General features: G+C 59.4%; 25 protein-coding genes and 1 pseudogene. 14 read left to right on the top strand and 12 right to left on the bottom strand.

The annotated features are described in order from the left end of the window. The first annotated feature begins 1 nt into the window (after nucleotide 1). The 5 genes from ACR0K9_RS15235 to ACR0K9_RS15215 all read left to right on the top strand — a co-directional run bounded on the left by ACR0K9_RS15235 (nucleotide 2) and on the right by ACR0K9_RS15215 (nucleotide 4,982). Nucleotides 2–787: an inositol monophosphatase family protein gene (locus tag ACR0K9_RS15235; protein ID WP_480824416.1), complete on the top strand. Its 786-nt coding sequence runs from the start codon at nucleotides 2–4 to the stop codon at nucleotides 785–787. Nucleotides 788–814: 27 nt separating this feature from the next. After that, a complete protein-coding gene (locus ACR0K9_RS15230) occupies nucleotides 815–1,777 on the top strand; it encodes an ornithine cyclodeaminase family protein (RefSeq protein ID WP_480824414.1) in 963 nt (320 codons plus the stop codon). An 18-nt stretch (nucleotides 1,778–1,795) separates the two neighbouring features. Further along, nucleotides 1,796–2,953: an aminotransferase gene (locus ACR0K9_RS15225; protein WP_480824412.1), complete on the top strand. Its 1,158-nt coding sequence runs from the start codon at nucleotides 1,796–1,798 to the stop codon at nucleotides 2,951–2,953. Beyond that, complete coding sequence (locus ACR0K9_RS15220; RefSeq protein ID WP_480824410.1) at nucleotides 2,950–3,912, top strand: pyridoxal-phosphate dependent enzyme; 963 nt, start codon at nucleotides 2,950–2,952, stop codon at nucleotides 3,910–3,912. The genes ACR0K9_RS15225 and ACR0K9_RS15220 overlap by 4 nt, the downstream gene beginning before the upstream one ends. Before the next feature lie 80 nt (nucleotides 3,913–3,992). After that, entirely contained in the window at nucleotides 3,993–4,982 is a 990-nt protein-coding gene (locus ACR0K9_RS15215; protein ID WP_480824408.1) for a Rossmann-fold NAD(P)-binding domain-containing protein, read from the top strand. An 85-nt stretch (nucleotides 4,983–5,067) separates the two neighbouring features. Here ACR0K9_RS15215 and ACR0K9_RS15210 read toward each other — a convergent pair. From ACR0K9_RS15210 to ACR0K9_RS15200, 3 genes and pseudogenes are all read right to left on the bottom strand, one after another. Further along, nucleotides 5,068–5,268, bottom strand: a pseudogene (locus tag ACR0K9_RS15210) (integrase); the annotation flags it as partial. A 166-nt stretch (nucleotides 5,269–5,434) separates the two neighbouring features. After that, nucleotides 5,435–5,884 carry a PACE efflux transporter gene (locus ACR0K9_RS15205; RefSeq protein ID WP_480824406.1) on the bottom strand — a complete coding sequence of 150 codons (450 nt, stop codon included), beginning with the start codon at nucleotides 5,882–5,884 and terminating at the stop codon, nucleotides 5,435–5,437. Nucleotides 5,885–5,930: 46 nt separating this feature from the next. Continuing rightward, entirely contained in the window at nucleotides 5,931–6,299 is a 369-nt protein-coding gene (locus ACR0K9_RS15200) for a CBU_0592 family membrane protein (protein ID WP_480824404.1), read from the bottom strand. Nucleotides 6,300–6,500: 201 nt separating this feature from the next. Here ACR0K9_RS15200 and ACR0K9_RS15195 point away from each other — a divergent pair, with 201 nt between their 5' ends. Then, a complete protein-coding gene (locus ACR0K9_RS15195; protein WP_480824402.1) occupies nucleotides 6,501–7,688 on the top strand; it encodes a hypothetical protein in 1,188 nt (395 codons plus the stop codon). Between the two features lie 320 nt (nucleotides 7,689–8,008). Here the strand turns inward: ACR0K9_RS15195 and dut are convergent, their stop codons facing one another. The 4 genes from dut to ACR0K9_RS15175 all read right to left on the bottom strand — a co-directional run bounded on the left by dut (nucleotide 8,009) and on the right by ACR0K9_RS15175 (nucleotide 11,997). Next, nucleotides 8,009–8,458: a dUTP diphosphatase gene (gene dut, locus ACR0K9_RS15190; RefSeq protein ID WP_480824400.1), complete on the bottom strand. Its 450-nt coding sequence runs from the start codon at nucleotides 8,456–8,458 to the stop codon at nucleotides 8,009–8,011. A gap of 582 nt (nucleotides 8,459–9,040) precedes the next feature. Beyond that, nucleotides 9,041–10,237: a bifunctional phosphopantothenoylcysteine decarboxylase/phosphopantothenate--cysteine ligase CoaBC gene (gene coaBC, locus ACR0K9_RS15185; RefSeq protein ID WP_480824398.1), complete on the bottom strand. Its 1,197-nt coding sequence runs from the start codon at nucleotides 10,235–10,237 to the stop codon at nucleotides 9,041–9,043. A 63-nt stretch (nucleotides 10,238–10,300) separates the two neighbouring features. Further along, complete coding sequence (locus tag ACR0K9_RS15180) at nucleotides 10,301–11,122, bottom strand: ChaN family lipoprotein (RefSeq protein ID WP_480824396.1); 822 nt, start codon at nucleotides 11,120–11,122, stop codon at nucleotides 10,301–10,303. Further along, nucleotides 11,119–11,997 (bottom strand): RNA polymerase factor sigma-32, encoded by an 879-nt coding sequence (locus ACR0K9_RS15175; RefSeq protein WP_480533172.1) that lies wholly within the window; start codon nucleotides 11,995–11,997, stop codon nucleotides 11,119–11,121. Before ACR0K9_RS15175 ends, ACR0K9_RS15180 begins: the two co-directional genes overlap by 4 nt. Nucleotides 11,998–12,092: 95 nt before the next feature. Here ACR0K9_RS15175 and cobU point away from each other — a divergent pair, with 95 nt between their 5' ends. Genes cobU through ACR0K9_RS15155 form a run of 4 tightly spaced genes read left to right on the top strand, consistent with a single transcriptional unit; the run spans nucleotide 12,093 to nucleotide 15,700 of the window. Further along, complete coding sequence (gene cobU / locus ACR0K9_RS15170; RefSeq protein ID WP_480824394.1) at nucleotides 12,093–12,620, top strand: bifunctional adenosylcobinamide kinase/adenosylcobinamide-phosphate guanylyltransferase; 528 nt, start codon at nucleotides 12,093–12,095, stop codon at nucleotides 12,618–12,620. Further along, the gene (locus tag ACR0K9_RS15165) at nucleotides 12,617–13,195 is read left to right on the top strand and encodes a histidine phosphatase family protein (RefSeq protein ID WP_480824392.1); all 579 of its coding nucleotides are present in this window, start codon (nucleotides 12,617–12,619) and stop codon (nucleotides 13,193–13,195) included. Before cobU ends, ACR0K9_RS15165 begins: the two co-directional genes overlap by 4 nt. Nucleotides 13,196–13,253: 58 nt before the next feature. After that, on the top strand, nucleotides 13,254–14,138 hold the full coding sequence (locus ACR0K9_RS15160) for a glutathione S-transferase (protein ID WP_480824390.1): 885 nt from the start codon (nucleotides 13,254–13,256) through the stop codon (nucleotides 14,136–14,138). Nucleotides 14,139–14,185: 47 nt separating this feature from the next. Then, nucleotides 14,186–15,700 carry a YifB family Mg chelatase-like AAA ATPase gene (locus ACR0K9_RS15155; RefSeq protein ID WP_480824388.1) on the top strand — a complete coding sequence of 505 codons (1,515 nt, stop codon included), beginning with the start codon at nucleotides 14,186–14,188 and terminating at the stop codon, nucleotides 15,698–15,700. Here ACR0K9_RS15155 and gshB read toward each other — a convergent pair. The 3 genes from gshB to rsmI form a co-directional block, all read right to left on the bottom strand. Beyond that, entirely contained in the window at nucleotides 15,697–16,629 is a 933-nt protein-coding gene (gene gshB, locus ACR0K9_RS15150) for a glutathione synthase (protein ID WP_480824386.1), read from the bottom strand. The genes ACR0K9_RS15155 and gshB overlap by 4 nt on opposite strands. A 62-nt stretch (nucleotides 16,630–16,691) precedes the next feature. After that, on the bottom strand, nucleotides 16,692–17,060 hold the full coding sequence (locus ACR0K9_RS15145; protein WP_480824384.1) for a YraN family protein: 369 nt from the start codon (nucleotides 17,058–17,060) through the stop codon (nucleotides 16,692–16,694). Between the two features lie 3 nt (nucleotides 17,061–17,063). Next, entirely contained in the window at nucleotides 17,064–17,921 is an 858-nt protein-coding gene (gene rsmI, locus ACR0K9_RS15140; protein ID WP_480824382.1) for a 16S rRNA (cytidine(1402)-2'-O)-methyltransferase, read from the bottom strand. An 87-nt stretch (nucleotides 17,922–18,008) separates the two neighbouring features. On the opposite strand from rsmI, the gene ACR0K9_RS15135 reads away from it, so the two are divergent. The 3 genes from ACR0K9_RS15135 to murJ are packed head-to-tail and all read left to right on the top strand — an operon-like array spanning nucleotide 18,009 to nucleotide 23,498. Next, complete coding sequence (locus ACR0K9_RS15135; RefSeq protein WP_480533186.1) at nucleotides 18,009–19,181, top strand: penicillin-binding protein activator; 1,173 nt, start codon at nucleotides 18,009–18,011, stop codon at nucleotides 19,179–19,181. 19 nt (nucleotides 19,182–19,200) lie between these two features. Next, on the top strand, nucleotides 19,201–21,960 hold the full coding sequence (locus ACR0K9_RS15130) for a [protein-PII] uridylyltransferase (RefSeq protein WP_480824380.1): 2,760 nt from the start codon (nucleotides 19,201–19,203) through the stop codon (nucleotides 21,958–21,960). After that, the gene (gene murJ, locus ACR0K9_RS15125; protein ID WP_480824379.1) at nucleotides 21,957–23,498 is read left to right on the top strand and encodes a murein biosynthesis integral membrane protein MurJ; all 1,542 of its coding nucleotides are present in this window, start codon (nucleotides 21,957–21,959) and stop codon (nucleotides 23,496–23,498) included. The genes ACR0K9_RS15130 and murJ overlap by 4 nt, the downstream gene beginning before the upstream one ends. 4 nt (nucleotides 23,499–23,502) lie before the next feature. Here murJ and ACR0K9_RS15120 read toward each other — a convergent pair whose 3' ends face one another. Beyond that, entirely contained in the window at nucleotides 23,503–24,189 is a 687-nt protein-coding gene (locus ACR0K9_RS15120; protein WP_480824377.1) for a rhomboid family intramembrane serine protease, read from the bottom strand. Between the two features lie 86 nt (nucleotides 24,190–24,275). On the opposite strand from ACR0K9_RS15120, the gene trpS reads away from it, so the two are divergent. Continuing rightward, nucleotides 24,276–25,304: a tryptophan--tRNA ligase gene (gene trpS / locus ACR0K9_RS15115; RefSeq protein WP_480824375.1), complete on the top strand. Its 1,029-nt coding sequence runs from the start codon at nucleotides 24,276–24,278 to the stop codon at nucleotides 25,302–25,304. A 47-nt stretch (nucleotides 25,305–25,351) separates the two neighbouring features. Here the strand turns inward: trpS and ACR0K9_RS15110 are convergent, their stop codons facing one another. After that, nucleotides 25,352–26,401 (bottom strand): Leu/Phe/Val dehydrogenase, encoded by a 1,050-nt coding sequence (locus ACR0K9_RS15110; protein WP_480824373.1) that lies wholly within the window; start codon nucleotides 26,399–26,401, stop codon nucleotides 25,352–25,354. Nucleotides 26,402–26,419 lie beyond the last annotated feature (18 nt).

Here is a 26,419-nt window from a genome sequence, read left to right as displayed (position 1 = left end):
CATGACATCCGATCTTCCTCCCCATGCGGAGTTTCTGTCCTTTGCCGAAAAGCTGGCAGACCGGAGCCGCACAATGTTGCTGCAGGCAAGCCAGCATGATCCGGATGTCGAGATCAAGGCAGACGCGTCCTTTGTCACGGCGACGGACAAAGCGGTCGAAGCCGCGCTGCGCGAGATGATCATGGACACTTACCCCGATCACGGCATTCTCGGCGAGGAGTTCGAGAACACCAATATCGACGCCGAATTTGTCTGGGTACTCGACCCGATCGACGGCACGGCGGCGTTCGTTGCGGGCATTCCGGTCTACGGCTCGCTGATCTCGCTGGCCTGGCAGGGGGCACCCTATCTGGGTGTCATCGAACATCCGCTGACAGCGGAACGGTGGGTGGGGGTCGCAAACACCTTTGCGCAGTTCAATGGCACCCCGATCCGCACCCGCATGTGCCCAGGCCTGGATGTCGCCTATGCAACTTGCAGCAACCGCGATTTCATGAGCGCACCTCAGCAGGCCCGTTTCGATCGGGTGCGTGAGCGGGTGCAGTATGTGCAATATGGCGGATCGTGCTATTCCTACGGTGTTCTTGCCTCGGGGCGGACCGATCTGGCGCTGGATGGTGGGCTTGATGCGTTTGACATATATGCCCCTGCGGCCGTCATCACCGGCGCGGGCGGGTATGTCACCGACTGGAACGGGGATGCGCTTTCGTTCGATATGAAAGGTACAGTTCTTGCAGCAGGCGACAGGGCGCGGTTGGAAGATGTCCTTTCGATTGTTCAGGGCTGAACTAAAGCCAAAGCGGGGACATTCGAAATGCAGCACAATATGCCTCCGGTCATCCTGGACAGCGCGTCGGTCGAAGCGTTGCTCCCGCATTTGGATGTTCAGACGGAACTTCGCGTCATGTTCAAAGCTCTTGCCCGGGGCAAGGCGGCGCAACCTGCGCAGATGGTGACCGATTTCCCCGGTCAGGAGGGCGATTTCATCACCTATCTGGGCGCGGTCGAAGCCATGGGGGTCTTTGGCGCCAAGCTTTCCCCCTATATCGTGACCGAGGCCGCGCCAATCATCACCGCCTGGACCGCGCTGATGAGCATGCAAACGGGCCAGCCCCTTGTCTGGTGCGATGCCGGGATCCTGACCACAGAACGCACAGCTGGCACGACGGCCCTCGCTGTGGACTATCTCGCTCCCACTTCGGCGGCGCATCTGGCGATCATCGGCAGCGGGGCCATTGCGGAGGCCCATTTGCGGCATGTTGCGGGGTTGCGTGAATGGGCCGCGATCCGCGTCTATTCCCCGTCTCTGGCCACGCAGACCGAGCGGCAGGCGCATTGGCGCGGGCTGTCCGACAAGGTGACGATCGCCCCCGACGCGGCAAGCGCGATCGTGGGGGCGGATGTGGTCATGCTCTGTACCTCATCCGGCACCCCGGTGATCGATCCGTCGGATATCGGCAAGCCAGCGCTGATCACCTCGATCAGTACCAACGCGCCGGATGCCCATGAAGTGCCACCAGGGTTTCTGAGCAGCGCGGATGTCTATTGCGATTATGCGCCGACCACGCCTGATGCGGCGGCCGAGATGCGCGCTGCCGTTTCTGAGCATGGCTGGTCTGCCGAGGCGCTCAAAGGGGATCTGCCGGCGCTGGTTTGCGCTCAGGCCGCGTTGCCCACCTATGACCGGCCCGTCTATTTCCGATCGGTCGGGCTGGGCCTGGAAGACATTGCCATGGCCTATGGCATCTGGAAACTCTCGCACACCCAAGAAGGTTGAGCGAACAGGAGAACTGACATGAAAATCAAGCCATTCGGCGTCGAAATCTGGATGAACGAGTTCGAAAACCACTGTGACTTCAACCTCGCGGAAACCTGCGTGGCGTCGCTGACGGTCGAAGAACTGCTTGAGATGTCGGGCAAGAATGCCGATGTGCTTGACGACCTGAAGCAAATGAAACTGACCTATGGCGCGATCAATGGGTCGGACCGGCTGCGCGATGCCATCTGCACACTTTATGAAGGGCAGTCGCGCGAGAATGTCATTGTCACCCACGGGGCAATCGGGGCCAATGCGCTGGTACATGAAACGCTGGTTGAGCCCGGCGATCACGTGATCTCGGTCCGGCCCACCTATCAGCAACATTATTCCATACCCGAAAGCTATGGCGCGACAGTTGATATTCTGCATCTTCGGCCTGAAAACGGTTTTTTGCCGGACTTGGAAGACTTCGCTGAACTGATCCGGCCCGAGACCAAGCTGATCGCCATCAACAACCCCAACAACCCGACGGGGGCGCTGATGGATGCAGGCTACCTCGCACGCTTCACCGAAATCGCGCGGCGCAGTCAGGCCTGGGTGCTGTGTGACGAGGTCTATCGTGGCACCGGGCAGGAAGGCGACGGGTTCGGCCCCGCCATAGCCGATCTTTATGAGCGCGGTATCAGTGTCGCAGGCATGTCCAAGACCTTTTCACTGGCGGGGCTCAGGCTGGGCTGGATCGCTGCCCCGCACGAGGTGATCGAGGCCGTGTCGATCCACCGCGACTACAACACAATCAGCGTCAGTATGTTGGATGACTATTTTGCGGCGCTGGCGCTGGAAAGCAAGGACCGCATTCTTGCGCGCAGTCACCGGATCACACGGGGCAATCTGCAGATCCTCGACGACTGGGTGCAGGGCGAACCATCGATCACCTATCTCAAACCGCAGGCGGGAACGACAGCATTGCTGAAGTATGATTTCGACATGCCATCGCGTGATTTTTGCGTGGCGCTTTTGCAGGAAACCGGGGTTATGTTTACCCCCGGTTCGGTGATGCATATGGAGGGCTGGCTGCGCATCGGTTACGCCAATGACCCTGAGATCCTGAAGGCAGGGCTCGGCAAGGTCAGCACATTCCTGGCGGGCCTCAAAGAAAAGGGCGTGGCTCCTGCTGCGACGGTGCCCGCATGAGCGCCCGTATGCAGGCGTCCGCCGCGCGCTCTGTCAGGGCACGGCGGCGCATCGCCGGCCTGATCTACCAGACGCCGGTGCTGCCCTCGCTGGTGTTGGGAAACAAGACGGGGTGCGATCTGCACTTCAAGGCTGAAAACTTCCAGCTGACAGGATCGTTCAAGATGCGCGGGGCGGCCAGCAAGATGACGGCGCTGGAACCGGGGCAGAAACTGATAACCGCCTCTTCGGGCAATCATGGCATTGCATCGTCACGGGCGGCATCACTGACGGATCAGAACCTGACCGTCGTGCTGCCTGAAACCGTGGCCCGTGCCAAACTTGAAAAGATCCGTGCCTATGGCGTTGAGGTCATTTTGCATGGGGCAGAGTCCGGTCTGGCCGAAGCCCATGCGCAAAACCTCGCGGCAACGGGCGACTACACCTATGTGTCGCCCTACAACGATCTTGACGTGATCGCCGGACAGGGAACAATCGGACTGGAGCTGCTTGAGCAGCTTGAACAGGTCGACAACGTGTTCATCTCGATGGGCGGGGGCGGGTTGATCAGCGGTATCGGTTCGGTCCTGAAGAGCTTTGGCACCAAAACGCGTGTGATCGGCGTATCGGCAGAAAATTCGGCAGCGCTGGCCACCTCCATGCGAGCGGGCCGGATCGTGGAGACCGAACATCTCGATACGCTGGCTGACGGGGTCGCCGGCGGTGTTGACGAAGGCAGCGTGACCCTGCCTTTGACGATGGACGTAACCGACCGGGTGGTAACATGCAGCGAAGCGGAGATATCCGAGGCGTTCCGACGACTGGCGATGGAAGAGAACATGCTTGTCGAAGGTGCAGCAGCACTGGCACTGGCGGGGTTCCTGCAGGTGTCTGACGACCTGAAAGGACAAACCAGCGTCGTTTTGCTCTGTGGCGCCAATTTCGACTGGCAAAAGAACTGCAGTCTGATTTTGAATTGACCTGCATGTTCCAGACTTTCGAAGCGAAATAACTGCTGTGCGCGTTTGCTCGCGGTCGGAACAGGCCCGAAGAGCGATGTATGAAACCGGTTGTGCGGAGGCAAATGAGTATGACAGGTGTTTACGCAATCGACGAGATCAGAGCGGTTCTGCCAAAAGTGAATCTTGTCGAAGAAATCGCCAAAGGTTTCGTGGCATTCTCTCGCGGAGAGGTCGAAGTTCCACCTGTTGGGGAACTCTTGTTTCCAAAAAACAATGGGGAACTGCATATCAAATACGGAGCAATCCGCGACGATGAGGTTTGCGTAATCAAGGTGGCCACAGGATTCTTCAATAACCCGAAGATCGGATTGCCACCGTTCGGAGGGTGCATGCTCGTCATCAGCCAGAAAACCGGGATGACTGAGGCGGTGCTGCTCGAGGACGGTGAACTGACCAATCACCGCACCGCCGCCGCCGGTGCCGTCGCCGCCCAGACGTTGGCCCCAGCCGATCCAAAAATGATAGGCATTGTTGGCTGTGGCGTACAGGCTCGGCTGCAGGCTGATTATCTTCGGCGCGTCACCTCGTGCCGTGATCTGACCATCTGGGGACGCAATACCAACCATGTGGAAGCTGCAGCTGCGGACGTGACGGCGATGGGGTACCGGGTGATGGTGTCGCAGTCACTTGACGAACTATGCGATCTGTCCCGCTTGATTGTTACAACAACACCCGCTGAACAGCCCTTGCTGAACGCCACCATGATCAGGCCCGGTACGCATATCACCGCGATGGGTTCGGACACTCCCCAAAAGAACGAACTTGCGCCCGAGATCCTTGCCCTTGCCGATGTTGTTGTCGCCGACAGCCTTGCCCAATGCATTCTGCGTGGGGAAATTTTTCAGGCCCTGCAGGTCAGCGCTCTGTCCGAAGACAAGATAGTTGAACTTGGCAAGGTCATAAGCGGTGAAGCGCAGGGACGAGAGAGCAGCGACCAGATAACGGTTGTCGACCTGACCGGTGTCGCGGTTCAGGACATCGTAATCGCAAAGGCGATTTTGAATCAGTTGACCGTGAACGATATATAAGAATACGGCCCCTCGCATAATATCTGCTCATCTGTTGCGAGACGTGTTGAAATGGCGGACGACAATTGCCGTCCACCAACATGGTTCAAATGTCGATTTGCTCGGCGTTACTCAGGGCATCTTCAAGCTCGAAACCAAGGTATCTGAAAGTGCTGTCAACCTTTGTGTGTCCCGGCAGAAGCTGGATCGCACGGAGGTTACCAGTCTTTCGATATTTCTCCGCCGCCTTTGTCCGACGGAGCGAGTGCGTGCCGTACCCGATCAGTTCTGGGCCAATCGCAGTTACCCTCGCTGCGCCAGCAGTTGGCGGCACCGAGCCCGCAGCAGCAGTTCTGACTTCTTGCTCAGCACGCACGCAATGCCGATAGTTCTGCAGAAGCATGAAATTCCCTGATACAGCGCGGCAGCAACTTTGATCAGTCCTGCACGTAGGCAATTCTTGCATGAGAAACTTACAGGTCGCGGGCAAAGTTGGCGGGGCACTGAACAGGACGCCAGCGGTCATAAAATATGTGAAAAATAAAGGTATAAACCACGTAGGTGATTGTCAGGCTGACATTGATGAAAAGGGCCGAAGTCAGCGAATGCCCGCCAAGCCAAATGAGCAACGGGCAGGTTAACAGAACGGAGCTGACTTCATGAAGGAACGCGTGCAGGATGCGAATTCTCTTTGATCTGTCGCTTGCGAGACGCCCGGAACGCTCTCGCTCGATATAGTCAAAAAGCGTATTGTAAACTGGCGCCCAGGTCATAATCACAATCGACAAGAGCGTAATTGTAGTAAAACCTCCCGCCACCGATGCGCCGGTCAGATATGCATATGCTGGAGAAACCAGAGCAACTCCCCCGGCCTCGAAGCAAAGGGTCTGGATCACACGTTCTTTGGGGGACCTTAAAGTCATCAGAGGACGCTTGACCGATTGTCGTCAGCATGTCGGGATCGAACCACTAACCGCACCGGCCCAGTTCTCCCTCTGACGTCCTTTGGCTTGAAGTGGCGGCCAAGACTACGATGTTCTCTGACGTCACTGCGTGCTTCGCTTCAGTCTTGTCCACGTTGCCCAGCCTGCTTTTCTTGCGGCGTATTGCGATTCCGTAGAGACCGATAACGATGTAACTCAGCTGGATCAGGCATGAAGAGAGGTTGAAAGCCCCGACGAGGCTGATCAGCACGCATATTGCGGCAAAGACTTTGGACGCAGGGTACAATATGCCGTTGCCGCATACTTTCTCGTTTTGGACCAGGGCAAAACCGGTCACGTAGGTTAGAAAACCCACGACACCAATCATCTGAAGAAGATTGGGATAGGTCAGCATGGTCTCGAAGCTGGTTTGTAACAAATACATGGAGGGAAACTCGATATGCTCAATTAGCCATTGAAGATGTGGCAGACCGTAGTTTGGAACAGGGGGGCCGACAGTTCCCAAATGTGAACTTGCAGCGCAAAAAAATGTTCTATTTCAGTAGAATTTCGAATCTGCTTCGACGTCGATCGAGGACGAACCGAACGCCATGATATGGAGCTTGGAATTTTGAACAGCCAACCGACCAGCGAACGGCTTCGTCAAGTGTTGAAGACTGTGGATGCTCTATATGAAGCAGCCTGCGACCCCGGGAAATGGTCTGCTTTCCTGCAGTCCGCCGCAGAGCTTTTTGAGGCTCAGGGCGCTCAGATCGGTCACCATGATCTCCGCAACCATACGCTCTCTTTTAGTCGTCTCTACGGGTACGAATGGAGTGACAGCCATTACCGCCGATATGATGAACTTATGCCAATGGATCCCCGGCTACCCTATTTTGCGCAGAACCCGTTTGAGCCCGTACATTGCAGGATGCACTTGAGCGATGAGGACCTGCACGGCACCCAAGTCTACCAAGAAATTCTGGAACCGGGCGGCGTCGAGTATTCACTGGGTGTAAATCTCATCGAAGACACGCGTTCGCTCTCATACTTCCTTGCCTTGAGAAACAAGTCACAAAATCAGTTTGATAGGTCTGATTGCGATTTGATGAGTGAACTGATCCCTCATCTAAACCGCGCCGTTATTTTGCAGCGAGATATCGGCACGATCGATTTCGAAAGGAATGTTGCGGCGAATACGCTTGATAACATGGCGATCGGCGTGCTTGTCGTAAGCCGCTTATCCAAGATTATGTTCAGCAATGCGACAGCTCAGGAAATCCTTCAAGACCGAGACGGGCTGTCCTTTGTCGATGGAAAAATAGTCCCAAGCAAAGCCAATGAACGACGTCTGTCCGCGGCCATTGATCTCGTCATATCGCAGGCACGGAACGGAAACGCAGTTTCAGGGCAAGCCGTTTCGATTGTTCGCAACAAAAGCTTGGTTCCCTTGCAGGTTTATATCTCTCCGCTTCTGGGAGAAAACACGTACTCAGCATGGGCTCAGAAAAGTGAGCCACTTGCGGTACTGACCATCCGAGATTCGCAACGGCCCATGGAAACACGGCAAGAAGTACTATGCAAAGCGTTTGGGTTGACTGCCAGTCAGGCGCGACTTGTCACTCTGATCGTGGGCGGTTTGTCTCTGCAAAAAGCCGCAAACAATGCGGGCATAACGGAAGCAAGCGCGCGTCAATACCTTAAGGTTGCCTTTGATAAAATGGATGTGTCACGCCAAGGCGAAATGGTGGCCAAAGTCCTGAGTTTGCCATTGCCGGTTGCCGTTCCCCGGCAAGTGCTTTGAAGAGAACATATCTCCGTGCACACTGCAGTATTGAGCAAGATCACAGAAGGGCATCATAGACTTCAATTTATTGTATTTCCTTTAAAAAATCATGTTGCACATGCGCAGTTACGCTGCATCAGCAAATGCCGATATTCACGTTACTGCGTTTGGATATCAATGTCCAAATACGGGGCGAAGCGGACTGACACTTGGAGATGGCCGATAACCGCTTTGGGCCGGAAGCGCTAATTGTTGCCATTCTGCATGTTGGCCACAAGGCCAATAAACTGCAGTGGTTGTATCATAGAATGACCCCGGCCTGAGGCTACATGCAACGCTTACTCTCTACCTGTCGAGCCAAAACCACCTGATGCGCGGTCCGTTGAGGATAATTCGTGCGCTTCGACAACTGATGCCCGCAATATTGGCGCGATGATCGCCTGCGCGAAACGATCGCCATGATTCAGCGTTGTTGGCTCATCTCCAAGCTGAAAAAGACCGACATACACGATACCACGATAGTCTTCATCGATCGTGGCCGGACTGTTTGGAATAATTACCTTTCGTTTGATAGCAAGACTCGAGCGGGGCCGAATTTGCATCTCGGTACAATGAGGTAGCTCAACGTATAGGCCAGTTGAGATCAAGCTTACCTTACCTGGAACAAGATCGACTGGACCGTCAGGCAAAAACGCCCGGAGGTCCATACCTGCCGCGCCGTCTGTTGCGTAGCAAGGGAGCGGCAAGTCATTCCCTTCAACCCTCTTGAATTTAACGATTTTCGTCACGGGTAACTTCCTTGTTCATCGACACGACATTTGGGCCGGCCCATTATTGTTTGCTCAAACTCTCACGCAACATATTGTGCTCGAAAGATCGAACTTCAGCTTTAGCTTATAGCTTTTAAACTTCGTCGCTCATCTTTGAAGTTTTTTGTTAAGAGAAGCGATTATCTCCACTGTCTTCATCTTCTCTCCAACCGCCTTCACGAACTGGCCTCACCCGCGCGTGAAGAATACCATCATCGGATGCAAAGCCCTCAATATCATGGCCTGCCGATTATCGACAACTTTGACACAACCCTCGCGCCTGCACCGCAAGCGCCCGAAGGCGGGTATGACTAAACTGGCGAACCTCTCCGGGTTGATGCGTTCATGAACCAATTCGCAACGGCGTGTAATTTCTTCGCCCTGAAGGGCGATCCAAGCGGTTGTCCAGCTTGCACAGTGTTGTCGGATTTTGCATTGGCCCGCACATCTGCCCCGGCGGCCCCTTTCGTTTCATACGAAGGCAACCGGATCGAAGGATCAACCCCATCCTCACAGATCACGAGTGCAACCATCCCGGGGCCTCTCTAGTTTTCGCGGTCGTTATTCTGCCAGGGCCGCCGCGATCCTCTGCGCCAATCGCTCGGCGACAGCATCCTTGCCCATACGCGGCCATTCCTCGGCGCCTGCGTCCGAGATCAGGATCGCCGCATTCTCGGACCCGCCCATTATCCCCGTCGCGGGGCTTACATCATTTGCAACGATCCAGTCGCATCCCTTGCGCGCGCGTTTTGCGGTCGCGTGTTCGATCACGTTGTCTGTCTCGGCGGCAAAGCCCACCACCAGCGCGGGGCGTCCCGCCTCCATCCGTGCGATACGCTTCAGGATGTCTGGGTTCTCGGTAAATTCCAACGCAGGCAGCCCGTCTCGGCTTTTCTTCAGTTTCTTGTCCGAAGCCGATGCAACACGCCAATCCGCCACCGCTGCCGCAAAGACACCGGCGTCAACGGGCAGCGCGGCCTCGACCGCGTCAGACATCTGTTGCGCTGTCTCGACCGACACAACATGCACCCCTTCGGGCGGTGCAACCTCGGCAGGTCCGGTGACAAAGACCACCTCGGCCCCAAGTGCTGCCAGCGCCCGCGCCACTGCCGTGCCCTGAGCGCCCGAAGATCGGTTGGCGATGTAGCGGACTGGATCGATGGGTTCATGCGTCGGACCCGAGGTGACCAGCACCCGTTTGCCCTTGAGCGGTCCGTCGTCAAGCTGCGCTTCAATCGCAGTTACAATCTCCAACGGTTCTGACATGCGGCCCGGACCGTATTCGCCACAGGCCATGTCGCCTTCATTCGGGCCCACAAATCTGACATCGTCTGCCTTCAGTTGCGCCAGATTGCGTTGCGTCGCCGGATGGTCCCACATCCGTACATTCATGGCAGGCGCACATAGAACCGGTGTGTCGGTCGCCATCAGCAGCGTCGAGGCCAGATCATTGGCCAGCCCGCCCGCCATCTTGCCCATCAGATCGGCAGTCGCGGGTGCCACAACGATCAGATCAGCCGAGCGTGACAATTGGATATGGCCCATCTCGGCCTCGTCGGTCAGATCGAACAGGTCGCGATAGACCTTCTCACCCGCCAGCGCCGACACCGACAGGGGCGTCACGAATTCCTCGGCGGCACGGGTCAGCACGGGCGTTACATTCGCACCACGTTCGCGCAGCCGCCGGATCAGATCCAGCGACTTATAGGCCGCGATCCCGCCACCAATGATCAGCAGAATGCGTTTGGTTGCCAGCATGTCTTGCCCTTCCCGTCCCGGTCGGCCCTGACATTAGGCAAGGCCGCCGGGCAGTTCCAGCAGTTAATTCTGTGCCTCAAATGCCTTGCAGGGATCTTCCCGTTCGACAGTCGGACTGTCGATCACCGCATCGAACTCGCCAGAGATGAGGCCATCTTCGGACTGGCCCAAGACAAAGACCTTCAAGCCCGGATTCATTCGCGACAGGAAGGTGGGAATGCCACGATCCTTGCGCGCATGACCGTTGCCGGTGATCACCGCAATCGGCCCACTGGTGTCCTCGGTGGCCTGCAGGATGGCGCGGGTCAACACCGCATCGCGCAAACGCTGGATCGCCACCATCTGGGGCAAAAGCTCGGCCGGCAATGCGTCGCAATGGGCCGCCAGTTGATCCGCCTCGCGCGCGGCCTGATCCTCAGGTGCCAGAGGAACGGTCAGCCCATAGCGCGCCGCATCCGCGCCCAGCGCTGTGGCCGCGCCCCGCTCCATCGCGGCACGCGCGGCGGTGCGCGGGACCATCGCGCCATAGACCGGTGCGTTCGATGCCTCAAAAACCGGATAGTACATGCTGAGCGGCGGCCAGCCAGATTCTGCCCAGCGCAGGATACGCGACAACTCTTCCGGGTTGGTGGCCGCCTTCTGCGCCAAGCGCTGCGCGCCTTCCTCGGTCACCATTTCCCAGACAACGCCCGAGGGCGCAATGGCCTCGACCGCTTCGGTCTGGACAATATGATGACGCGGGTTGTCGTGAATCTCGCCAAGGATCACCACATCGGCCGCCTGCATTTGGGCCAACACTTCGTCAGGTATCAGATCAGCCGCGCGACCCGCTTGGGGGGCGCTGGAGAACAGCACAAAAGCTGCAAGAATCGCATAGGGTTTCATGCGAAGAAGTGTTGCACCTCGCGCGATTGGGCTTCAAGGTTCTTGCGCATTTTGACGAAAGCTGCGGCCTCAAGCTGGCGCACGCGTTCTTTCGACAATCCAAGCTCTTGCCCCAGACTTTCCAGGGTTCGTGCCGGTTCCCGCAGCTTGCGTTCGCGCACGATGAACCGTTCGCGTTCATTAAGCGCCTGCATCGCGGTGACCAGCCATTCGCGCAGCCGTTGCGTGTCATGGCTGTTTTCAACAGTTTCGGCCGCCTGCTCCCGCTCATCTTCCAGCGCGTCGATCCATTCGCGCCCGTCCTCGTCAGCCGATTGCACCGCGTTCAACGAGAAATCAGAGCCGGCCAGACGGCCCTCCATCATCTCGACATCCCGCAATGGCACACCGATTTCAGACGCGATCATCTGGTGCAGCTGATGACGATCCAGATCCAGCCCCTCGGTCGCGGCCTCGCGCTCCAACCGCGCCTGAACCCGGCGCATGTTGAAGAACAATGATTTCTGAGACGAGGTTGACCCGGTGCGCACCATCGACCAGTTGCGCATCACATAGTCCTGAATGCTGGCCTTGATCCACCACACCGCATAAGTCGAAAAACGCACCCCCCGGTCGGGGTCGAACTTGTCGGCGGCCTTCATCAGGCCCAACCCGGCCTCCTGAATCAGATCATTCATCGGCGCGCCATAGCGCTTGAACTTGGCGGCCATCGATATCGCCAGCCGCATATAAGCGGTGATCAAACGATGTAGCGCTTTTTCGTCCCGGTCGTCACGCCAGGCATAAGCCAGCTTCAACTCGGTCTCGGCATCCAGCAGCTCGGCCTTCATCGCCTGCCGCGACATCGAGAAATCGTTTGCGTTGTCCAGTGCCATGCGACTCTCCCTTTACCACAGGCGATGGGCCGGGCTTGTGTTGCCGACCTAGTGTCGATACGCAGAACAAAACCGGGTGGATCACCAGAAAGGTAATGAAAGTGCACCCTAATTTAACCTTTGTTCTGGGCGGCGCGGCCTCGGGAAAGTCGCTATTTGCAGAACAACTTGCTGTTTCCACAGGGAAAAACCGCGTTTATCTGGCGACATCACAAGTGTTTGATGATGAGATGCGCCTGAAAATCAGGCAACATATTGCACAAAGAGGCAGCGACTGGCTTACAATCGAGGCACCATTTGACCTGTCGCCGGAACTGGCGAAGCTGACGAGTGATCAGGTTTGCCTGATCGATTGCGCCACCATGTGGCTGACCAATCATCTTCTGGCTGAAAATGATCTTGAACAGGCGCAGGCCGCGTTGCTGATCGCATTGAAAAGCTGCGCCGCACAGGTCGTGATCGTCTCGAACGAGCTCGGCCACGGGATCGTGCCCGACAACGCCTTGTCCCGCCGCTTTCGCGAGGCACAGGGGCGGTTGAACATCGCGCTCGCCGCTCAGGCGGGTCGGGTAGTACAGGTAACCGCCGGATTGCCCCTAGTCCTGAAAGGCGTGCCCCTATGACCCGCCTGCATCTGGTGCGGCACGGGCCGACCCATGCCAAAACCATGGTCGGCTGGTCCGACCTGCCCGCAGATCTGAGTGATACGGCAGCACTTGATCGTCTCTCTGCCCATCTTCCGTCCAAGGCCATCGTGATCTCATCCGACCTGTCGCGCGCCGCCGATACCGCCAGCGCCATTCAAGGGGCGCGCAGGCGCTTGCCGCACCACCGGGACCTGCGCGAAATCAACTTCGGCAGTTGGGAGATGCGTGGCTTCAAGGATATCGAAGCCGAAGACCCCGAACTCTGCTTTGCCTACTGGGACAATCCCGGCGAGGTGCGACCGCCAAACGGAGAAAGCTGGAACGAAGTACGGGCGCGGGTTGATGCGGCCATTGATACGCTGATCTCGGCCCATGCCGGGCATGACCTGATCGTTGTGGCACATTTCGGCGTGATCCTCACACAAGTCCAGCGTGCGCTGGATGTTGAAGCGCAAGAGGCGTTCGGGCACCGCATAGACAACCTCTCGGTCACCGAGATCACCCATCATGGTGACCGCTGGTCGGTGGGTCGGATCAATCACCGCCCGTGATGGGGCCGCGCACAAATCACTGATTTACCGATGCGGCGCGATCCGACATCGTTCTGGCATGACCCATGACCTTTTCATCGGCGACCGCCTGTTTTCCAGCTGGTCCCTGCGCGGTTGGCTTATGCTCGAGAAATTCGGCCTGCCCTACCGCTCCCACATGATCGGCCTTTATGCCGGAACCATGGCGACAGATATGGAGGCTCTGGCCCCCGCTCGCCTTGTCCCGGCCCTGCGGCTGCCGGATGGAACCGTAGTCGGCGAAAGCCTCGCCATGGCCGAAACACTGGCCGAGTACCACCCAAAGGCCGGGCTCTGGCCCTCCGATCAAGCAGCGCGCGCAACGGCCCGCTGGCTGTGCGCCGAGATGGTTGCAGGCTTCTCGGCCCTGCGGGATCAGTGCCCGATGCAGTTGCGTCATTGCTGGGAAGGCTTTCAGCCCTCACCCGACACGTTGTCCGATCTGCAGCGGATCGAGACCTTGTGGGCGCATGCCCGCAACATTTCAGGCGCAGAAACCGGCCCGTTGTTCGGAGCCTGTTCGCTGGCGGATGTGTTCTATACCCCAGTCGCCGCACGGATCATCGGCTATGGCCTGCCGGTGTCCGAGGCCAATCGTGCCTATTGCCTTGAGCTTCTCTCGGACCCGAGTGTCCGACAGTGGCGCGCGATGGGCCTGACCATTTCCTATGATCCCTTTCCCTATCCACAAAACCTGCCTGCGCAGAACTGGCCTATTGGCGGCACCTCGAAGGCCAAGGCCGTCAATTCCGGCCCGTCGGTCAATACGGCCTGCCCGTATTCCGGCGACCCTGTCACGGATTATCTGGAACTTGACGGTCAGGTCTGGGGCTTCTGCAACTCGTTCTGCCGCGACAAAACCGTGGCCGATCCGGACGCCTGGCCAAAATTCACCGCGATGGTGGCTGGCGTTAACCATTCCTAAACTGCGTTCATGGCAGCAACGTCCCGTTAACCAAGAACAGGATTGCCATGGTCGCCCGCGCCCATACCGTTGCCTTTCAGGGCGTTGACGCCCGCCCGGTCGAGGTGCAATGCGCCGTCTCGCCGGGCCTTCCGGCCTTTTCCATCGTCGGCCTGCCCGACAAGGCGGTGTCCGAGGCGCGCGACCGGGTACGCAGCGCGCTCAGTTCGATGGCAATCGCTCTGCCGTCGAAACGGATCACCATCAACCTGTCGCCCGCCGATCTGCCGAAAGAGGGCAGTCATTTCGATCTGCCCATCGCCGTTGCCCTGCTGTCGGCGCTGGAGATCATCCCGACCGATGCCGCCGAAGGGGCCGTGGCGTTGGGTGAGCTGTCGCTGGACGGGTCTCTGGTGCCGGTCGTGGGTGCGCTTCCCGCTGCCATGACCGCCGCAGCCGAAGACCGCGCCCTGCTCTGCCCCGCAGCGTCCAGCGCCGAGGCTGCCTGGGTCGACGCAACGCAGGTGATCGGCGCGGGGTCTCTGGGGGATGTGGTGCGCCACTTCACCGGCCAATCCGCGCTGCCCGCCGCAACGCCGGGCGAAGTTCATCTGGCCCCCAACGCGCGCGACTTGCGGGATGTCAAAGGGCAGGAGCGCGCCAAACGTGCGCTGGAAATCGCGGCGGCAGGGCGGCATCATCTTATTATGATCGGCACGCCCGGTTCGGGTAAATCCATGCTGGCGGCACGGCTGCCGGGCATACTGCCGCCGCTGACGGCGGTCGAGGCACTGGAAACCTCGATGATCCAATCGCTCTGCGGTTTGCTGGACGAAGGTGGTATCAGCCGGGCGCGTCCCTTTCGCGAACCCCATCACACCGCCTCGATGGCGGCCATTGTCGGCGGCGGCAAGGGCGCCAAACCCGGTGAGATTTCACTGGCCCATAACGGCGTTTTGTTCATGGACGAATTCCCAGAATTCCCCCGCACCGTTCTGGAGACCCTGCGCCAACCCGTCGAAACCGGCGCGGTCATGGTCGCCCGCGCCAATGCCCACGTTAAATACCCCTGCCGCTTCATGCTCGTGGCGGCGGCCAACCCTTGCAAATGTGGCTACCTGACCGACCCGTCGCGCGCCTGTTCCCGCGCGCCGGTCTGTGGCGAGGATTATCTGGGCCGCATTTCGGGGCCTTTGATGGACCGTTTCGATCTGCGCATCGAAGTTCCGCCCGTCGGGTTTACCGATCTCGACCTGCCACCTTCGGGCGACAGCTCTGCCACTGTCGCGGCGCGAGTCGAAGCGGCGCGCGCAATACAGGCAGAGAGGTTCAGTGACATGCCCGGCACCCGCCAGAACGCCGATCTCGAAGGCAAGCATCTGGAGGAATGCGCGGCCCCGGATGCTGAAGGGAAAGACCTGCTGTTAAAGGCAGCAGAACGCTTTGGCCTGTCTGCCCGCGCCTTTCACCGCATCCTTCGGGTCGCCCGCACCATAGCTGATCTGGAAGGCGTGCCGGACATACGCCGCCCGCATGTTGCCGAGGCGCTGAGCTTTCGCATCAGCGCCAAGGTCGATGCTTAGACCTTCGCCTCAATCGCCTGCCAGATCTTTTCGGCAATGTTCTCGCCATTGAACCGCTCAAGTTCCTGAATGCCGGTGGGAGAGGTCACGTTGATCTCGGTCAGGTAATCGCCGATGACGTCGATCCCGACAAATATCTGACCCTTCTCTTTCAACAGCGGGCCGATTGTAGCGCAGATCTCAAGATCGCGCTCAGACAAACCGATCTTCTCGGGCCGCCCGCCCACATGCATGTTCGAGCGTGTCTCGCCCTCGGCCGGGACGCGGTTGATGGCACCGACGGCTTCGCCATCGACCAGAATCACCCGTTTGTCGCCATTGCGCACGTCGGGCAGGAACTTTTGAACAATCAGAGGTTCGCGCGAAAATCCGGTGAACAGCTCATGCAGAGAGGTCAGGTTGCGATCCTCGGCATCCAGCCGGAACACACCTGCGCCGCCATTGCCATAAAGCGGCTTGAGGATGATGTCGCCGTGCTTTTCCTTGAACACCTTGATGGTCTGCAAATCGCGCGCAATCGTCGTGGGCGGGGTCAGGTCAGGGAAATCCAGAACCAGCAGTTTTTCAGGATAGTTTCGCACCCAAAACGGATCATTCACCACCAGCGTTTGCCCTTTCAGACGATCCAGCAGATGGGTCGAAGTAATGTAATGCATGTCAAACGGCGGGTCCTGCCGCAGCCAGACCACATCGAAATCGGCCAGATCAACCTCGCGTTCGGGGCCCAGCACCGCAGGGTCGCCCGCAACCCGCTGAACCGTCATGTCGTGTCCGCGCGCGGTGATACGCCCTTCCTGATAGGCCAACTGGTCCGGCCCGTAGAAAAACAGCTCATGCCCCCGGGCCTGCGCTTCTTCGGCCAGACGGAATGAGCTGTCGGCATTGATGTCCACGGCCCCGATCGGGTCCATCTGAAAGGCGATCTTCATGGCTTGTCCCTTGCGTTCCACGCCCGATACATGGCGCAGAGACCTGACGGGTTCAATGGCGATCAGCCCTGACCAAAGGCGTTTTCGATGATTTCGACCGCGCCGCTGCCATCAACCAGGGCCGCATCAAAGCGTACATTGGTCAATTGGCCTTCCGGCTCACGCTCAAGAAACTGGGCGGCTGAGGCATAGATGCGTTCAATCTGCCGGGGGCTGATCCGCGCCGCCGCCGCGGCAAAACTTGCGCTTTTCTTCACCTCGATAAACACGATTCCGTCCGCGTTTCGGGCGATCAGGTCAATTTCGCCCCATGTGCCGCGCCATCTGCGATGCGCGATGGCATAGCCGCGCCGCTCATAGTCGGTGGCCACGCAAAGCTCTGCCGCTTGCCCAGCGTGATAAGAAACCGAGCCCCGAACGGATCGCCCCATATGTCATCCCTTTCCCAGTCTCAGGGCCTTTTGATAAATCGGGCGGCGCGGCAGCTTGTACATGTCCGAGACCAGATCCGCCGCGTCACGCACGGAATGCGTTTTCAAAGCCGTTATCAATGCCTCTTCTACGTCAGACTCGTTAACGGTTTGCGAATGCGACCGGTCCACAAGCAGAACGATCTCGCCCTTGACCGAGGCCCCTTCGTAACCTGTGGCCAGTTCAGCAAGCGTCCCGCGCCGGACTTCTTCGAACTTCTTCGTCAGTTCGCGGCACACCGCCGCCTGCCGGTCTGCGCCCAGAACGTCTGCCAAATCGGCTAGGCAAGCGCCCACGCGTTTGGGGGATTCGTAAAAAACCAGCGTTCCGGGGATGTCGCGCAACGCCTCGATTCGTGACCGGCGCGCGCCCGAAGCGTTGGGCAGGAAACCGGCGAAAAAGAACGCATCGGTCGGCAAGCCCGCCAATGTCAGCGCCGCCAGCGCCGCCGAAGGGCCCGGCGCGCAGGTGACATCGAAACCGGCCTCAGCGGCTTTGCGGCCAAGATCATAGCCCGGATCCGCGATCAGCGGCATTCCGGCCTCGGACGCGTAGGCAACCGACTGACCTGCCTCAAGCGCTTCAAGAATCTTGCCCCGCGCACCAGCGCCGCTGTGATCGTGATAGGCGAGGATTCGGCGGCCTTCGAGCGGTACACCATGAATTTCCATCAGCCGTCGCAGGCTGCGGGTGTCCTCAGCGGCGATCATGTCGGCCGAGGCCAGCACGTCCAGCGCCCTGAGCGTAATGTCGCGCGCCGTCCCGATCGGGGTGGCAACAAAGTACAGGCCCGGGGCCAATCTGATCTTTTGGAAATTCAAAGCTGGACCCTCACAGCATGACGTTTATTATCGCGGGTCGATAGACCAAGGTGCCTTCAGACGCCGGATCAGGGAGTTTTCATTTAGATGTTTACCGTTTGCAAGCCCGCACGCAAACTGGCGAAATCCGCCATTGTTCTGGCCACCGCCGCATTTCTGGCCGCCTGTGAAGTCGGCGGTATCGGCGGAGGTCCTGCGATCGACACGTCCGACCCGGTTCCGGTCGCCCTGCTGGTCCCGGCAGGCTCGCCACAATCGGGGGATGCGGCACTGGCCCGCAGCCTTGAGAATGCAGCGCGTCTGGCGATGGCGGATCTGCAGAACGTCAAGATCGACCTGAGGGTCTATGACACGGCGGGCAATGCGGGGACGGCATCTGCGGTCGCTCAGCAAGCTGTGGCAGATGGGGCAAAGATCATCCTTGGCCCGGTTTACGCGCAGGCAGCAAATGCGGCCGGACTTGCGGTGCTGAACAACAATGTCAACGTACTGTCCTTCTCGAACAACACCAGCATCGCGGGCGGCAACGTCTATGTTCTGGGTCCGACATTCCAGAACACCGCCAATCGGCTGGTCAATTTTGCCGGGCGTCAAGGCAAGAGCGGCACTGTGGTCGTGCATAGCAATGACTCGGCGGGTCAGCTTGGCCAATCGGCGATTGCTTCCGCGCTGAACAGCAGCCGAGTGAATAATGCCGGAACCGTCGCGTATGACCGATCCCAGCAAGGCGTGATCAACTCGGTCCCGACCATCAAGGCCACGGTGGACTCGACCGGGGCTGATTCGATCTTCCTCACCGCGACAACGGCGGGCGCGCTGCCTCTGTTCAGCCAATTGCTGCCCGAGGCGGGCGTTTCTCCGGCCAATGTGCAGTATATGGGTCTGACACGCTGGGATATCCCGGCGCAGACACTGGAACTGCCAGGCGTTCAGGGCGGGTGGTTTGCGCTACCGGACCCGGCCAAGGCACAAGCCTATCGCCAGCGCTATAACAACACCTATGGAGAGGCGCCGCATCCGATCAGCGGCTTGGCCTATGACGGGATCGCAGCGATTGGCGCTTTGGTCAGTCAGGGCAAATCCAACGCATTGACCGGCGCGGCCCTGACCCAGAACGCAGGGTTTCAGGGCGTCGGCGGCATCTTCCGCCTGCGTTCCAACGGTACAAACGAACGCGGTCTGGCGGTTGCCACGATCCAGAACAAACAGGTGGTTGTGATTGACCCTGCCCCACAAAGCTTCTCTGGCGCCGGATTCTGAACGACCGGCGCAGGCATCCATGCCTGACAGCAAACTGATCTGCCCTGCTGACCAGATTTTTGACTCGGTCAAGATCGATGCCAGCCTGTCTGCCGCCGCCAAAAACGGCGCGGACAACGCAGCTTTGCGCGCCGAAACCGTCCGCATTCTGCGCGATGCCCAAAAGGCGGGGCGGGCAGCCATTGCAGAGGCCTTCGCCAAAGCCCCGTTTGACGCGCGCCCTCTGACGCGGTCTTACACCTATCTGACCGATCAACTGGTCTGCACCGCGATGCGCGTGGCCAGCGAATATCTGCATCCGTTGGCCACCCCAACGCAAGGCGAAAAGATCGCCGTGTTGGCCGTGGGCGGCTATGGCCGGGGTGAGATGGCACCGTCTTCGGACGTGGACCTGCTGTTCCTTACCCCTTACAAAATCACTGCCTGGGCCGAGAGCGTGATTGAATCCATGCTCTATATCCTCTGGGATCTGCGGCTGAAGGTTGGTCATTCCTCGCGCACGATCAAGGATTGCCTGCGGCTGGGAGAGGAAGATTTCACCATCCGTACCGCCATGCTGGAGCAGCGCTATCTGGCCGGGGATCAGGCGCTTGCCGAAGAGCTTGAAACACGACTGAAGGCGGATCTGTTCAAAGGCTCCGAGCGCGATTTCATCGAAGCCAAGCTGAAAGAGCGGGATGAGCGGCACCTGAAACAGGGTGAGCGTTACATGGTCGAGCCCAATGTCAAAGAGGGCAAAGGCGGCCTGCGCGATCTGCAGTCGCTCTACTGGATCGCGAAATACATCTATGGCGTTCAGGATGTGGCGGAACTAGTGCCGCTGGGTCTGTTCACCCCGGAGGAGTTCCGGCGATTTGTTCAGGCCGAAGACTTCCTCTGGGCCGTGCGGTCTCATCTGCATCTGGTCACCGGGCGCGCCACCGAACAACTGACCTTTGATCTGCAGGTCGAAGTGGCCGATCGCATGGGGTATGAAGACCGCGCCGGGCGGCGCGCGGTCGAGGTGTTCATGCAGCGCTATTTCCGCGAGGCAACGCGTGTGGGTGAGTTGACCCGCATCTTCCTGACCAAGCTGGAAGCGGCCCATATGAAGGGCGCGCCGCTGCTGGAACGCATTTTTCGCCGACGCCCCCGGGTCAAGGCGGGGTACAAGGTTGTGCACGGCCGGTTGGATATCGCCGACCCGGACAGCTTTCTAGCGGACAAGCTGAACCTGCTGCGCCTGTTCGAAGAAGGGTTGCGCACCGGGATGCTGATCCATCCAGACGCCATGCGTCTGGTTACGGCCAATCTGCACCTGATCGACGAGGACATGCGCACCAACAAAGAGGCGCAGCGCATCTTTGTTGATCTGATGCTGAAACACGGCAACCCCGAGCGCGCCCTGCGCCGTATGAACGAACTTGGCGTTCTGTCGGCCTTTCTGCCCGAGTTCGAGCACATCGTGGCGATGATGCAATTCAACATGTATCACAGCTATACGGTGGACGAGCACACCATCCAGTGCATCGTCAATCTGGCCCAGATCGAACGCGGCGAACTGATCGAAGCGCTGCCGTTGGCCTCGTCCATTTTGAAGGGTGGGGTAGATCGCAAGGTGCTTTATGTCGCGCTGTTGCTGCATGACATCGCCAAGGGACGGCCCGAGGATCACTCGATTCTGGGGTCGCAGATGGCCCGCAAGATCGCGCCGCGGTTGGGGTTGAACAAGGCGGATTCGGAAACCGTGGAATGGTTGGTACGGTATCACCTGCTGATGTCGGACATGGCGCAAAAACGCGATATCTCGGATCCGCGCACGATCCGCGATTTCGCCAAGGCAGTGGCAACCGTCAAACGGCTGGATTTGCTGACCGTGCTGACGGTTTGCGACATTCGCGGCGTTGGCCCGAATACCTGGAACAACTGGAAGGCCACCCTGCTGCGTGCCTTGCATGCCGAGACCAAGCGGGCGCTTGAAACGGGGATGGAGGACCTCAACCGTGCCAATCGCGGGGCCGAGGCCAAAAAGCTGTTGCGCGCCGAGTTGTCTGACTGGTCCAAGGCCGATCTGAAAACCGAAACGAGCCGGCATTATGATCCCTATTGGCAGGGTCTGAAACTGTCGACCCATGTCGAGTTCGCAGAGATGCTGAAAGGTCTGGAAGACAGCGGCGATCCGGGCGCGGTGGAAATCCGGCTGCATCCGGATGAAGACCGCGATGCCACCCGCGCCTGTTTTGCCATGGGCGATCATCCCGGCATCTTTTCCCGGATTGCGGGCGCTCTGGCGCTGGCCGGGGCCAATGTCGTGGACGCGCGCAGCTATACCACCAAAGACGGTTACGTCACCGATGCGTTCTGGATACAGGATGCCGAAGGTCACCCGTTCGAAGCCTCGCGCCTGCCGCGCCTGAACCAGATGATCCACAAAACCCTCAAAGGTGAGGTGGTGGCACGCGATGCCCTGAAATCCCGCGACAAGATCAAGAAACGCGAGCGCGCCTTCAACGTGCCGACCCATATCACCTTCGACAATGAAGGCTCCGAGATTTACACGATCATCGAGGTTGACACCCGCGACCGGCCCGGCCTGCTGTACGATCTGGCCCGCACGCTGGCCGCGGCCAATGTCTACATCGCCAACGCGGTCATCGCGACCTATGGCGAGCAGGTGGTCGACACCTTCTACGTCAAGGACATGTTCGGGCTGAAATACCATTCGGAAAGCAAGCAGCGCGGGCTGGAAGCCAAGCTGCGCAAAGCCATCGCCGAGGGTGCTGAGCGGGCCGCCTCATGAAGCAGATCCGCCTGTTCTCGGGCTTTTTCACGGTGGGTTTCTGGACGCTTGCCAGCCGCATTCTGGGATTTCTGCGGGAAATCCTGCTGACCGCCTATATCGGGCCGGGGCCGGTGATGGACGCCTTTGTGGCCGCCTTCCGCCTGCCCAACATGTTCCGCCGTTTCTTCGCCGAGGGCGCGTTCAACGCCGCCTTCGTACCGATGTTCTCGAAACGGTTGGAGGGCGATGAGAACGCGGAAGGTTTTGCACAGGATGCCTTCAACCTGCTGGCCGTGGCGGTTCTGGCCCTGGTGGGTCTGGCGATGGTCTTCATGCCCGCGCTGGTCTGGGTCACGGCCGAGGGGTTCTATGGCGATGAGCGTTTCGATCTGGCCGTAGATTATGGCTATGTGGTCTTTCCCTACATCCTGTTCATGTCTTTGGCGGCGTTGTTTTCCGGCGTGCTGAACGCCACCGGCCGGTTCGCCGCCGCCGCTGCTGCGCCGGTTCTGCTGAACATCTTTGCCTGTTCCGCCCTAATTTTCGGAGCGCTTTCAGGTGGCGAGGCAATCCGCTGGCTGATCGCCGTCATCCCCGCCGCCGGGGTTGCGCAACTGGCCCTGGTCTGGGTGGCAACCGAACGCGCGGGCATCCGCATCCGCCCCGGCCTGCCGAAACTCAGCCCCGAGATGCGGCGCATGGTGCGTATCGCGGTGCCTGCCGCGCTGGCCATGGGGGTGACGCAGGTCAATCTGGTGGTGGGGCAGTTGGTGGCCTCGAAAACCGAAAAGGCCGTCAGTTGGCTGTTTGCTGCTGACCGTCTCTACCAGTTGCCCCTGGGTGTGGTCGGGATCGCCGTCGGAATCGTACTGCTGCCCGACCTGTCCCGGAGGCTGCGGGCCGACGACAAGGACGGCGCGCGCAATGCTTTCTCGCGCGCCGGTGAATTTACGCTCTTGCTGACGATCCCCTCGACCGTGGCCTTTGTGATCATCCCCGGTCCGTTGGTCTCGGTGCTGTTCCAGCGCGGTCAGTTCACCGCCGAGGATACTGCAGCCACGGCGCTGGCCGTCGCCATCTATGGCATCGGCCTGCCCGCCTTCATGCTGCAAAAGCTGCTGCAACCGCTGTTCTTTGCGCGCGAAGACACCAAATCGCCGTTCCGTTATGCCGTCGTCGCGATGGTGGTGAACGCCGTTCTGGCCTTTGGCCTGTATCCCGTGATCGGCTGGATCGCGCCCGCCATCGCCGCCTCAACCGCCGGATGGGCGATGGTCCTGTTGCTGGCAATCGGCGCGCGGCGGTTCGGGGATGAAGCCCGTTTTGACGATCGCTTCAAACACCGGGCCGGGCGGATCATTGCGGCTTCAATCGGAATGGGCGCTGTGCTGTTTGCCGCCATTCATCTGTTTGGTTGGGCGTTCGACCTCTCTGGTCTGCGCTATCTCGCGCTGCTGCTGCTGATCGGAGTGGCCGGTGCCGTCTATTTCGCGCTCGGCCACCTGTTCGGGGCCTTCAAGCTGTCGGAGTTCCGCACGGCGCTGCGCCGCGGCTGACCGCTCAGTCGCGACGTATTCTGCCGACGATGCGCGCCCATCCGCCCGGTGCCAGAAAGAACGACAGGCCGAAGCCGGTGGCAAACCCGCCCAGATCGGCGACCCAGTCCAGGGTGCCACCAAAGATCAGGCCAAACAGCAACTGGATCCCCATCAGCATCGCGATCAGGCTGAAGGCGCGGGACTGGTTCTCACCGACCAGCGACAGCTTGCGCCAGAGCAGCCACGTGAACGCTCCGATCAGCCCGTAAACAGGCGGGAATCCTCCGACCAACGGATAGGCCGGGTTGAGCAGAAGCGCATAAGCCAGCGCTCCACCTACGCCGGACAACACAAAGATGATCAGCATGGCGACGTTACCAAACACTTCGGCCACCATCTTGCCCATCGCCAGAACAAAGACGCAGACAAAGATCGCCTGCGTGATGTTGGCCGAGACAAAGGGATAGGTGACAAAGCGGATCACATGCTCGAACGGCCAGCGCCCGTTCTGCACCATCCAGTCGAAGATATCGGGCGAGAACGTATATTGCTGCAACGCGTCCAGACGCCAGCCCACCGCCGACGGCCCGCCAATGATCCCGCGTGCGCCCAGTTGCAGGACAACCTCGATCCCCATGATGAACAGCGTCAACGCCACCACCACAGGGGGCAGAGGGTTCACGGGCGGGGTATAATGCTCACTGCTCATTGGGCTTTACCTTTGCGGCTGTTGACGTCCCTTGGCCTCATGGGTAAGCGACGGGGACTGATATTTCCAGACGGGAGTTCCCTTCGATGACCGAGACCAAATTCACGCCGCGCGTGTTCTCCGGCATCCAGCCTTCGGGAAACCTGCACCTAGGTAACTATCTGGGTGCACTCAAGCGTTTTGTGGACATGCAGGGCGAAGAGTTTCAGACCATTTACTGCATGGTCGACCTGCATGCCATCACCGTCTGGCAAGACCCGGCCCGTCTGCGCGAAAAGACGCGCGAGGTCTGCGCAGGCTTCATCGCCGCCGGTCTGGACCCGGAAAAGTCGATCCTGTTCAACCAAAGCCAAGTGCCTGAACACACGCAGCTGGCGTGGATTTTTAACTGCATCGCCCGCATGGGCTGGATGCAGCGGATGACGCAGTTCAAGGACAAGGCGGGCAAGAATGCACAAAACGCCTCGTTGGGGCTGTTTGCCTATCCCGCACTGATGGCGGCGGACATCCTGACCTATCACGCGACCCATGTGCCCGTGGGTGAGGACCAGAAACAGCATCTGGAACTGACACGCGATATCGCGATCAAGTTCAACCACGACTATGGTGTGGAGTTCTTTCCGGTGACCGAACCGGTTATCGGCGGTCCTGCACCACGTGTCATGAATTTGCGGGATGGGTCGCGCAAAATGTCGTCCTCTGACCCCTCGGACATGAGCCGTATCAACATGACCGATGACGCCGACACCATCGCCAAGAAAATCCGCAAGGCCAAGACCGACCCGGATGCTCTGCCGTCTGAGGTCGACGGTCTGTCCGAACGGCCGGAGGCGCGCAATCTGGTGAACATCTATGCCGCGCTCAGCGACCTGACAGCCGAGCAGGTTCTGGCAGAGGTTGGCGGCAAGCAATTCGGTGAGTTCAAACCGATGCTGGCGGAACTGGCTGTTTCAAAGCTGGCACCGATCTCGTCCGAAATGGCACGTCTGATGGGTGAAGAGGCCGAGATCGATCAGATTCTCGCACGCGGTGCTGAACGCGCGCGTGAGATCGCCGCTCCGATCCTGCAGCAGACCTATGAGATTGTCGGGATGGTGGGCGCAGGCAAAGCCTGATCTCTCAAGCAAATAAAACGCCGCCCCGATGAGGGCGGCGTTTTTCTTCAGGCAGCCTGTGAACGCAGCGTTTCGTAGACGATAGCTTCGGCAATTTCATGCGGGCTGATCGCCTCGGCCTTGGCGCGGATCAGGATGCGATCCATGGTCTGCTCCAGCGCCTGCAACCTGTGTGCCACCCAGTCTTCGCGATCAGCCACACGCAGAATCTCGGTGGCGACATTGATGATCCCGCCACCGTTTGCCACAAAGTCCGGCGCATAAAGGATGCCCCTGTCGTGCAGCAATTGCGCGTCGCTGTCATGGGCCAACTGGTTGTTTGCACCACCCGCGATGGCCCCGACCCGGAGCAATGGAATACTGGTCTCGTTCAGAATACCGCCAATGGCGCAGGGGGCGAAGATGTCGGCCTCAACACCATAAATCGCGTCGGGCGCAACCGCCTGCGCATTGATCCGCTCGGCCACGCGCGCCGATTGCCGCGCATCGATATCAGTGACGATCAACCGCGCACCCCCATCATGCAACAACTGGCAGAGATGTTCGCCTACATGGCCCAGCCCCTGCACCGAAACCGTCAACCCGTCCAGATCGGCCTTCCCGAACCGATGTCGTGCCGTGACCCGGATCGCGTTGAAAATCCCGCGCGCGGTGATGGGCGACGGATCACCGCTGGCAAACGCGCCATCTGCCAGACCGGCCACATAATCCGCCTGTGCCCCGATATGCGCCATGTCGGCGGGCGTCATACCCATATCCTCGGCGGTCCAGTAGAGCCCGTTAAGGCTCTGCACCACACGACCGAATGCTCTGAGCATATCCGGCGTCTTGTCGATGCCCGGATCCCCGATGATGACCGCCTTGCCACCCCCCAGCGGCAGATCGGCGGCGGCGTTCTTGAACGTCATGCCACGTGACAGGCGCAGTGCGTCCTGCAGCGCCTCGGCTGCGTGGCCATAGGGCCGCATCCGCACGCCCCCGGCCGCCGGGCCACGGTGGGTCGAATGAATGGCGACATAGCCCAACAGGCCCAGCGCACTTTCTTTGAATTCAACCACGCGCTCATGCCCTGGCGCATCTATTTCGGTGATATCCATGCCTCTCCTCCGGAATGT

Source organism: Ruegeria sp. L12 (assembly GCF_056531745.1).
This window is presented reverse-complemented; position numbering and strand designations above follow the sequence as displayed.

Excerpts from the sequence above, each read along its gene's own strand:
- ACR0K9_RS15195 (WP_480824402.1), top strand. The coding sequence starts at position 6,501 with ATGGAGCTTGGAATTTTGAACAGCCAACCGACCAGCGAACGGCTTCGT.
- coaBC (WP_480824398.1), bottom strand. The coding sequence starts at position 10,237 with ATGCTGGCAACCAAACGCATTCTGCTGATCATTGGTGGCGGGATCGCG.
- ACR0K9_RS15205 (WP_480824406.1), bottom strand. The coding sequence starts at position 5,884 with ATGACTTTAAGGTCCCCCAAAGAACGTGTGATCCAGACCCTTTGCTTC.
- ACR0K9_RS15225 (WP_480824412.1), top strand. The coding sequence starts at position 1,796 with ATGAAAATCAAGCCATTCGGCGTCGAAATCTGGATGAACGAGTTCGAA.
- ACR0K9_RS15215 (WP_480824408.1), top strand. The coding sequence starts at position 3,993 with ATGAAACCGGTTGTGCGGAGGCAAATGAGTATGACAGGTGTTTACGCA.
- ACR0K9_RS15160 (WP_480824390.1), top strand. The coding sequence starts at position 13,254 with ATGACCCATGACCTTTTCATCGGCGACCGCCTGTTTTCCAGCTGGTCC.
- ACR0K9_RS15235 (WP_480824416.1), top strand. The coding sequence starts at position 2 with ATGACATCCGATCTTCCTCCCCATGCGGAGTTTCTGTCCTTTGCCGAA.
- ACR0K9_RS15145 (WP_480824384.1), bottom strand. The coding sequence starts at position 17,060 with ATGGGGCGATCCGTTCGGGGCTCGGTTTCTTATCACGCTGGGCAAGCG.
- murJ (WP_480824379.1), top strand. The coding sequence starts at position 21,957 with ATGAAGCAGATCCGCCTGTTCTCGGGCTTTTTCACGGTGGGTTTCTGG.
- ACR0K9_RS15165 (WP_480824392.1), top strand. The coding sequence starts at position 12,617 with ATGACCCGCCTGCATCTGGTGCGGCACGGGCCGACCCATGCCAAAACC.
- ACR0K9_RS15200 (WP_480824404.1), bottom strand. The coding sequence starts at position 6,299 with ATGCTGACCTATCCCAATCTTCTTCAGATGATTGGTGTCGTGGGTTTT.
- ACR0K9_RS15230 (WP_480824414.1), top strand. The coding sequence starts at position 815 with ATGCAGCACAATATGCCTCCGGTCATCCTGGACAGCGCGTCGGTCGAA.
- ACR0K9_RS15120 (WP_480824377.1), bottom strand. The coding sequence starts at position 24,189 with ATGAGCAGTGAGCATTATACCCCGCCCGTGAACCCTCTGCCCCCTGTG.
- ACR0K9_RS15155 (WP_480824388.1), top strand. The coding sequence starts at position 14,186 with ATGGTCGCCCGCGCCCATACCGTTGCCTTTCAGGGCGTTGACGCCCGC.
- gshB (WP_480824386.1), bottom strand. The coding sequence starts at position 16,629 with ATGAAGATCGCCTTTCAGATGGACCCGATCGGGGCCGTGGACATCAAT.
- ACR0K9_RS15110 (WP_480824373.1), bottom strand. The coding sequence starts at position 26,401 with ATGGATATCACCGAAATAGATGCGCCAGGGCATGAGCGCGTGGTTGAA.
- ACR0K9_RS15130 (WP_480824380.1), top strand. The coding sequence starts at position 19,201 with ATGCCTGACAGCAAACTGATCTGCCCTGCTGACCAGATTTTTGACTCG.
- ACR0K9_RS15180 (WP_480824396.1), bottom strand. The coding sequence starts at position 11,122 with ATGAAACCCTATGCGATTCTTGCAGCTTTTGTGCTGTTCTCCAGCGCC.
- ACR0K9_RS15135 (WP_480533186.1), top strand. The coding sequence starts at position 18,009 with ATGTTTACCGTTTGCAAGCCCGCACGCAAACTGGCGAAATCCGCCATT.
- ACR0K9_RS15175 (WP_480533172.1), bottom strand. The coding sequence starts at position 11,997 with ATGGCACTGGACAACGCAAACGATTTCTCGATGTCGCGGCAGGCGATG.
- ACR0K9_RS15220 (WP_480824410.1), top strand. The coding sequence starts at position 2,950 with ATGAGCGCCCGTATGCAGGCGTCCGCCGCGCGCTCTGTCAGGGCACGG.
- trpS (WP_480824375.1), top strand. The coding sequence starts at position 24,276 with ATGACCGAGACCAAATTCACGCCGCGCGTGTTCTCCGGCATCCAGCCT.
- cobU (WP_480824394.1), top strand. The coding sequence starts at position 12,093 with ATGAAAGTGCACCCTAATTTAACCTTTGTTCTGGGCGGCGCGGCCTCG.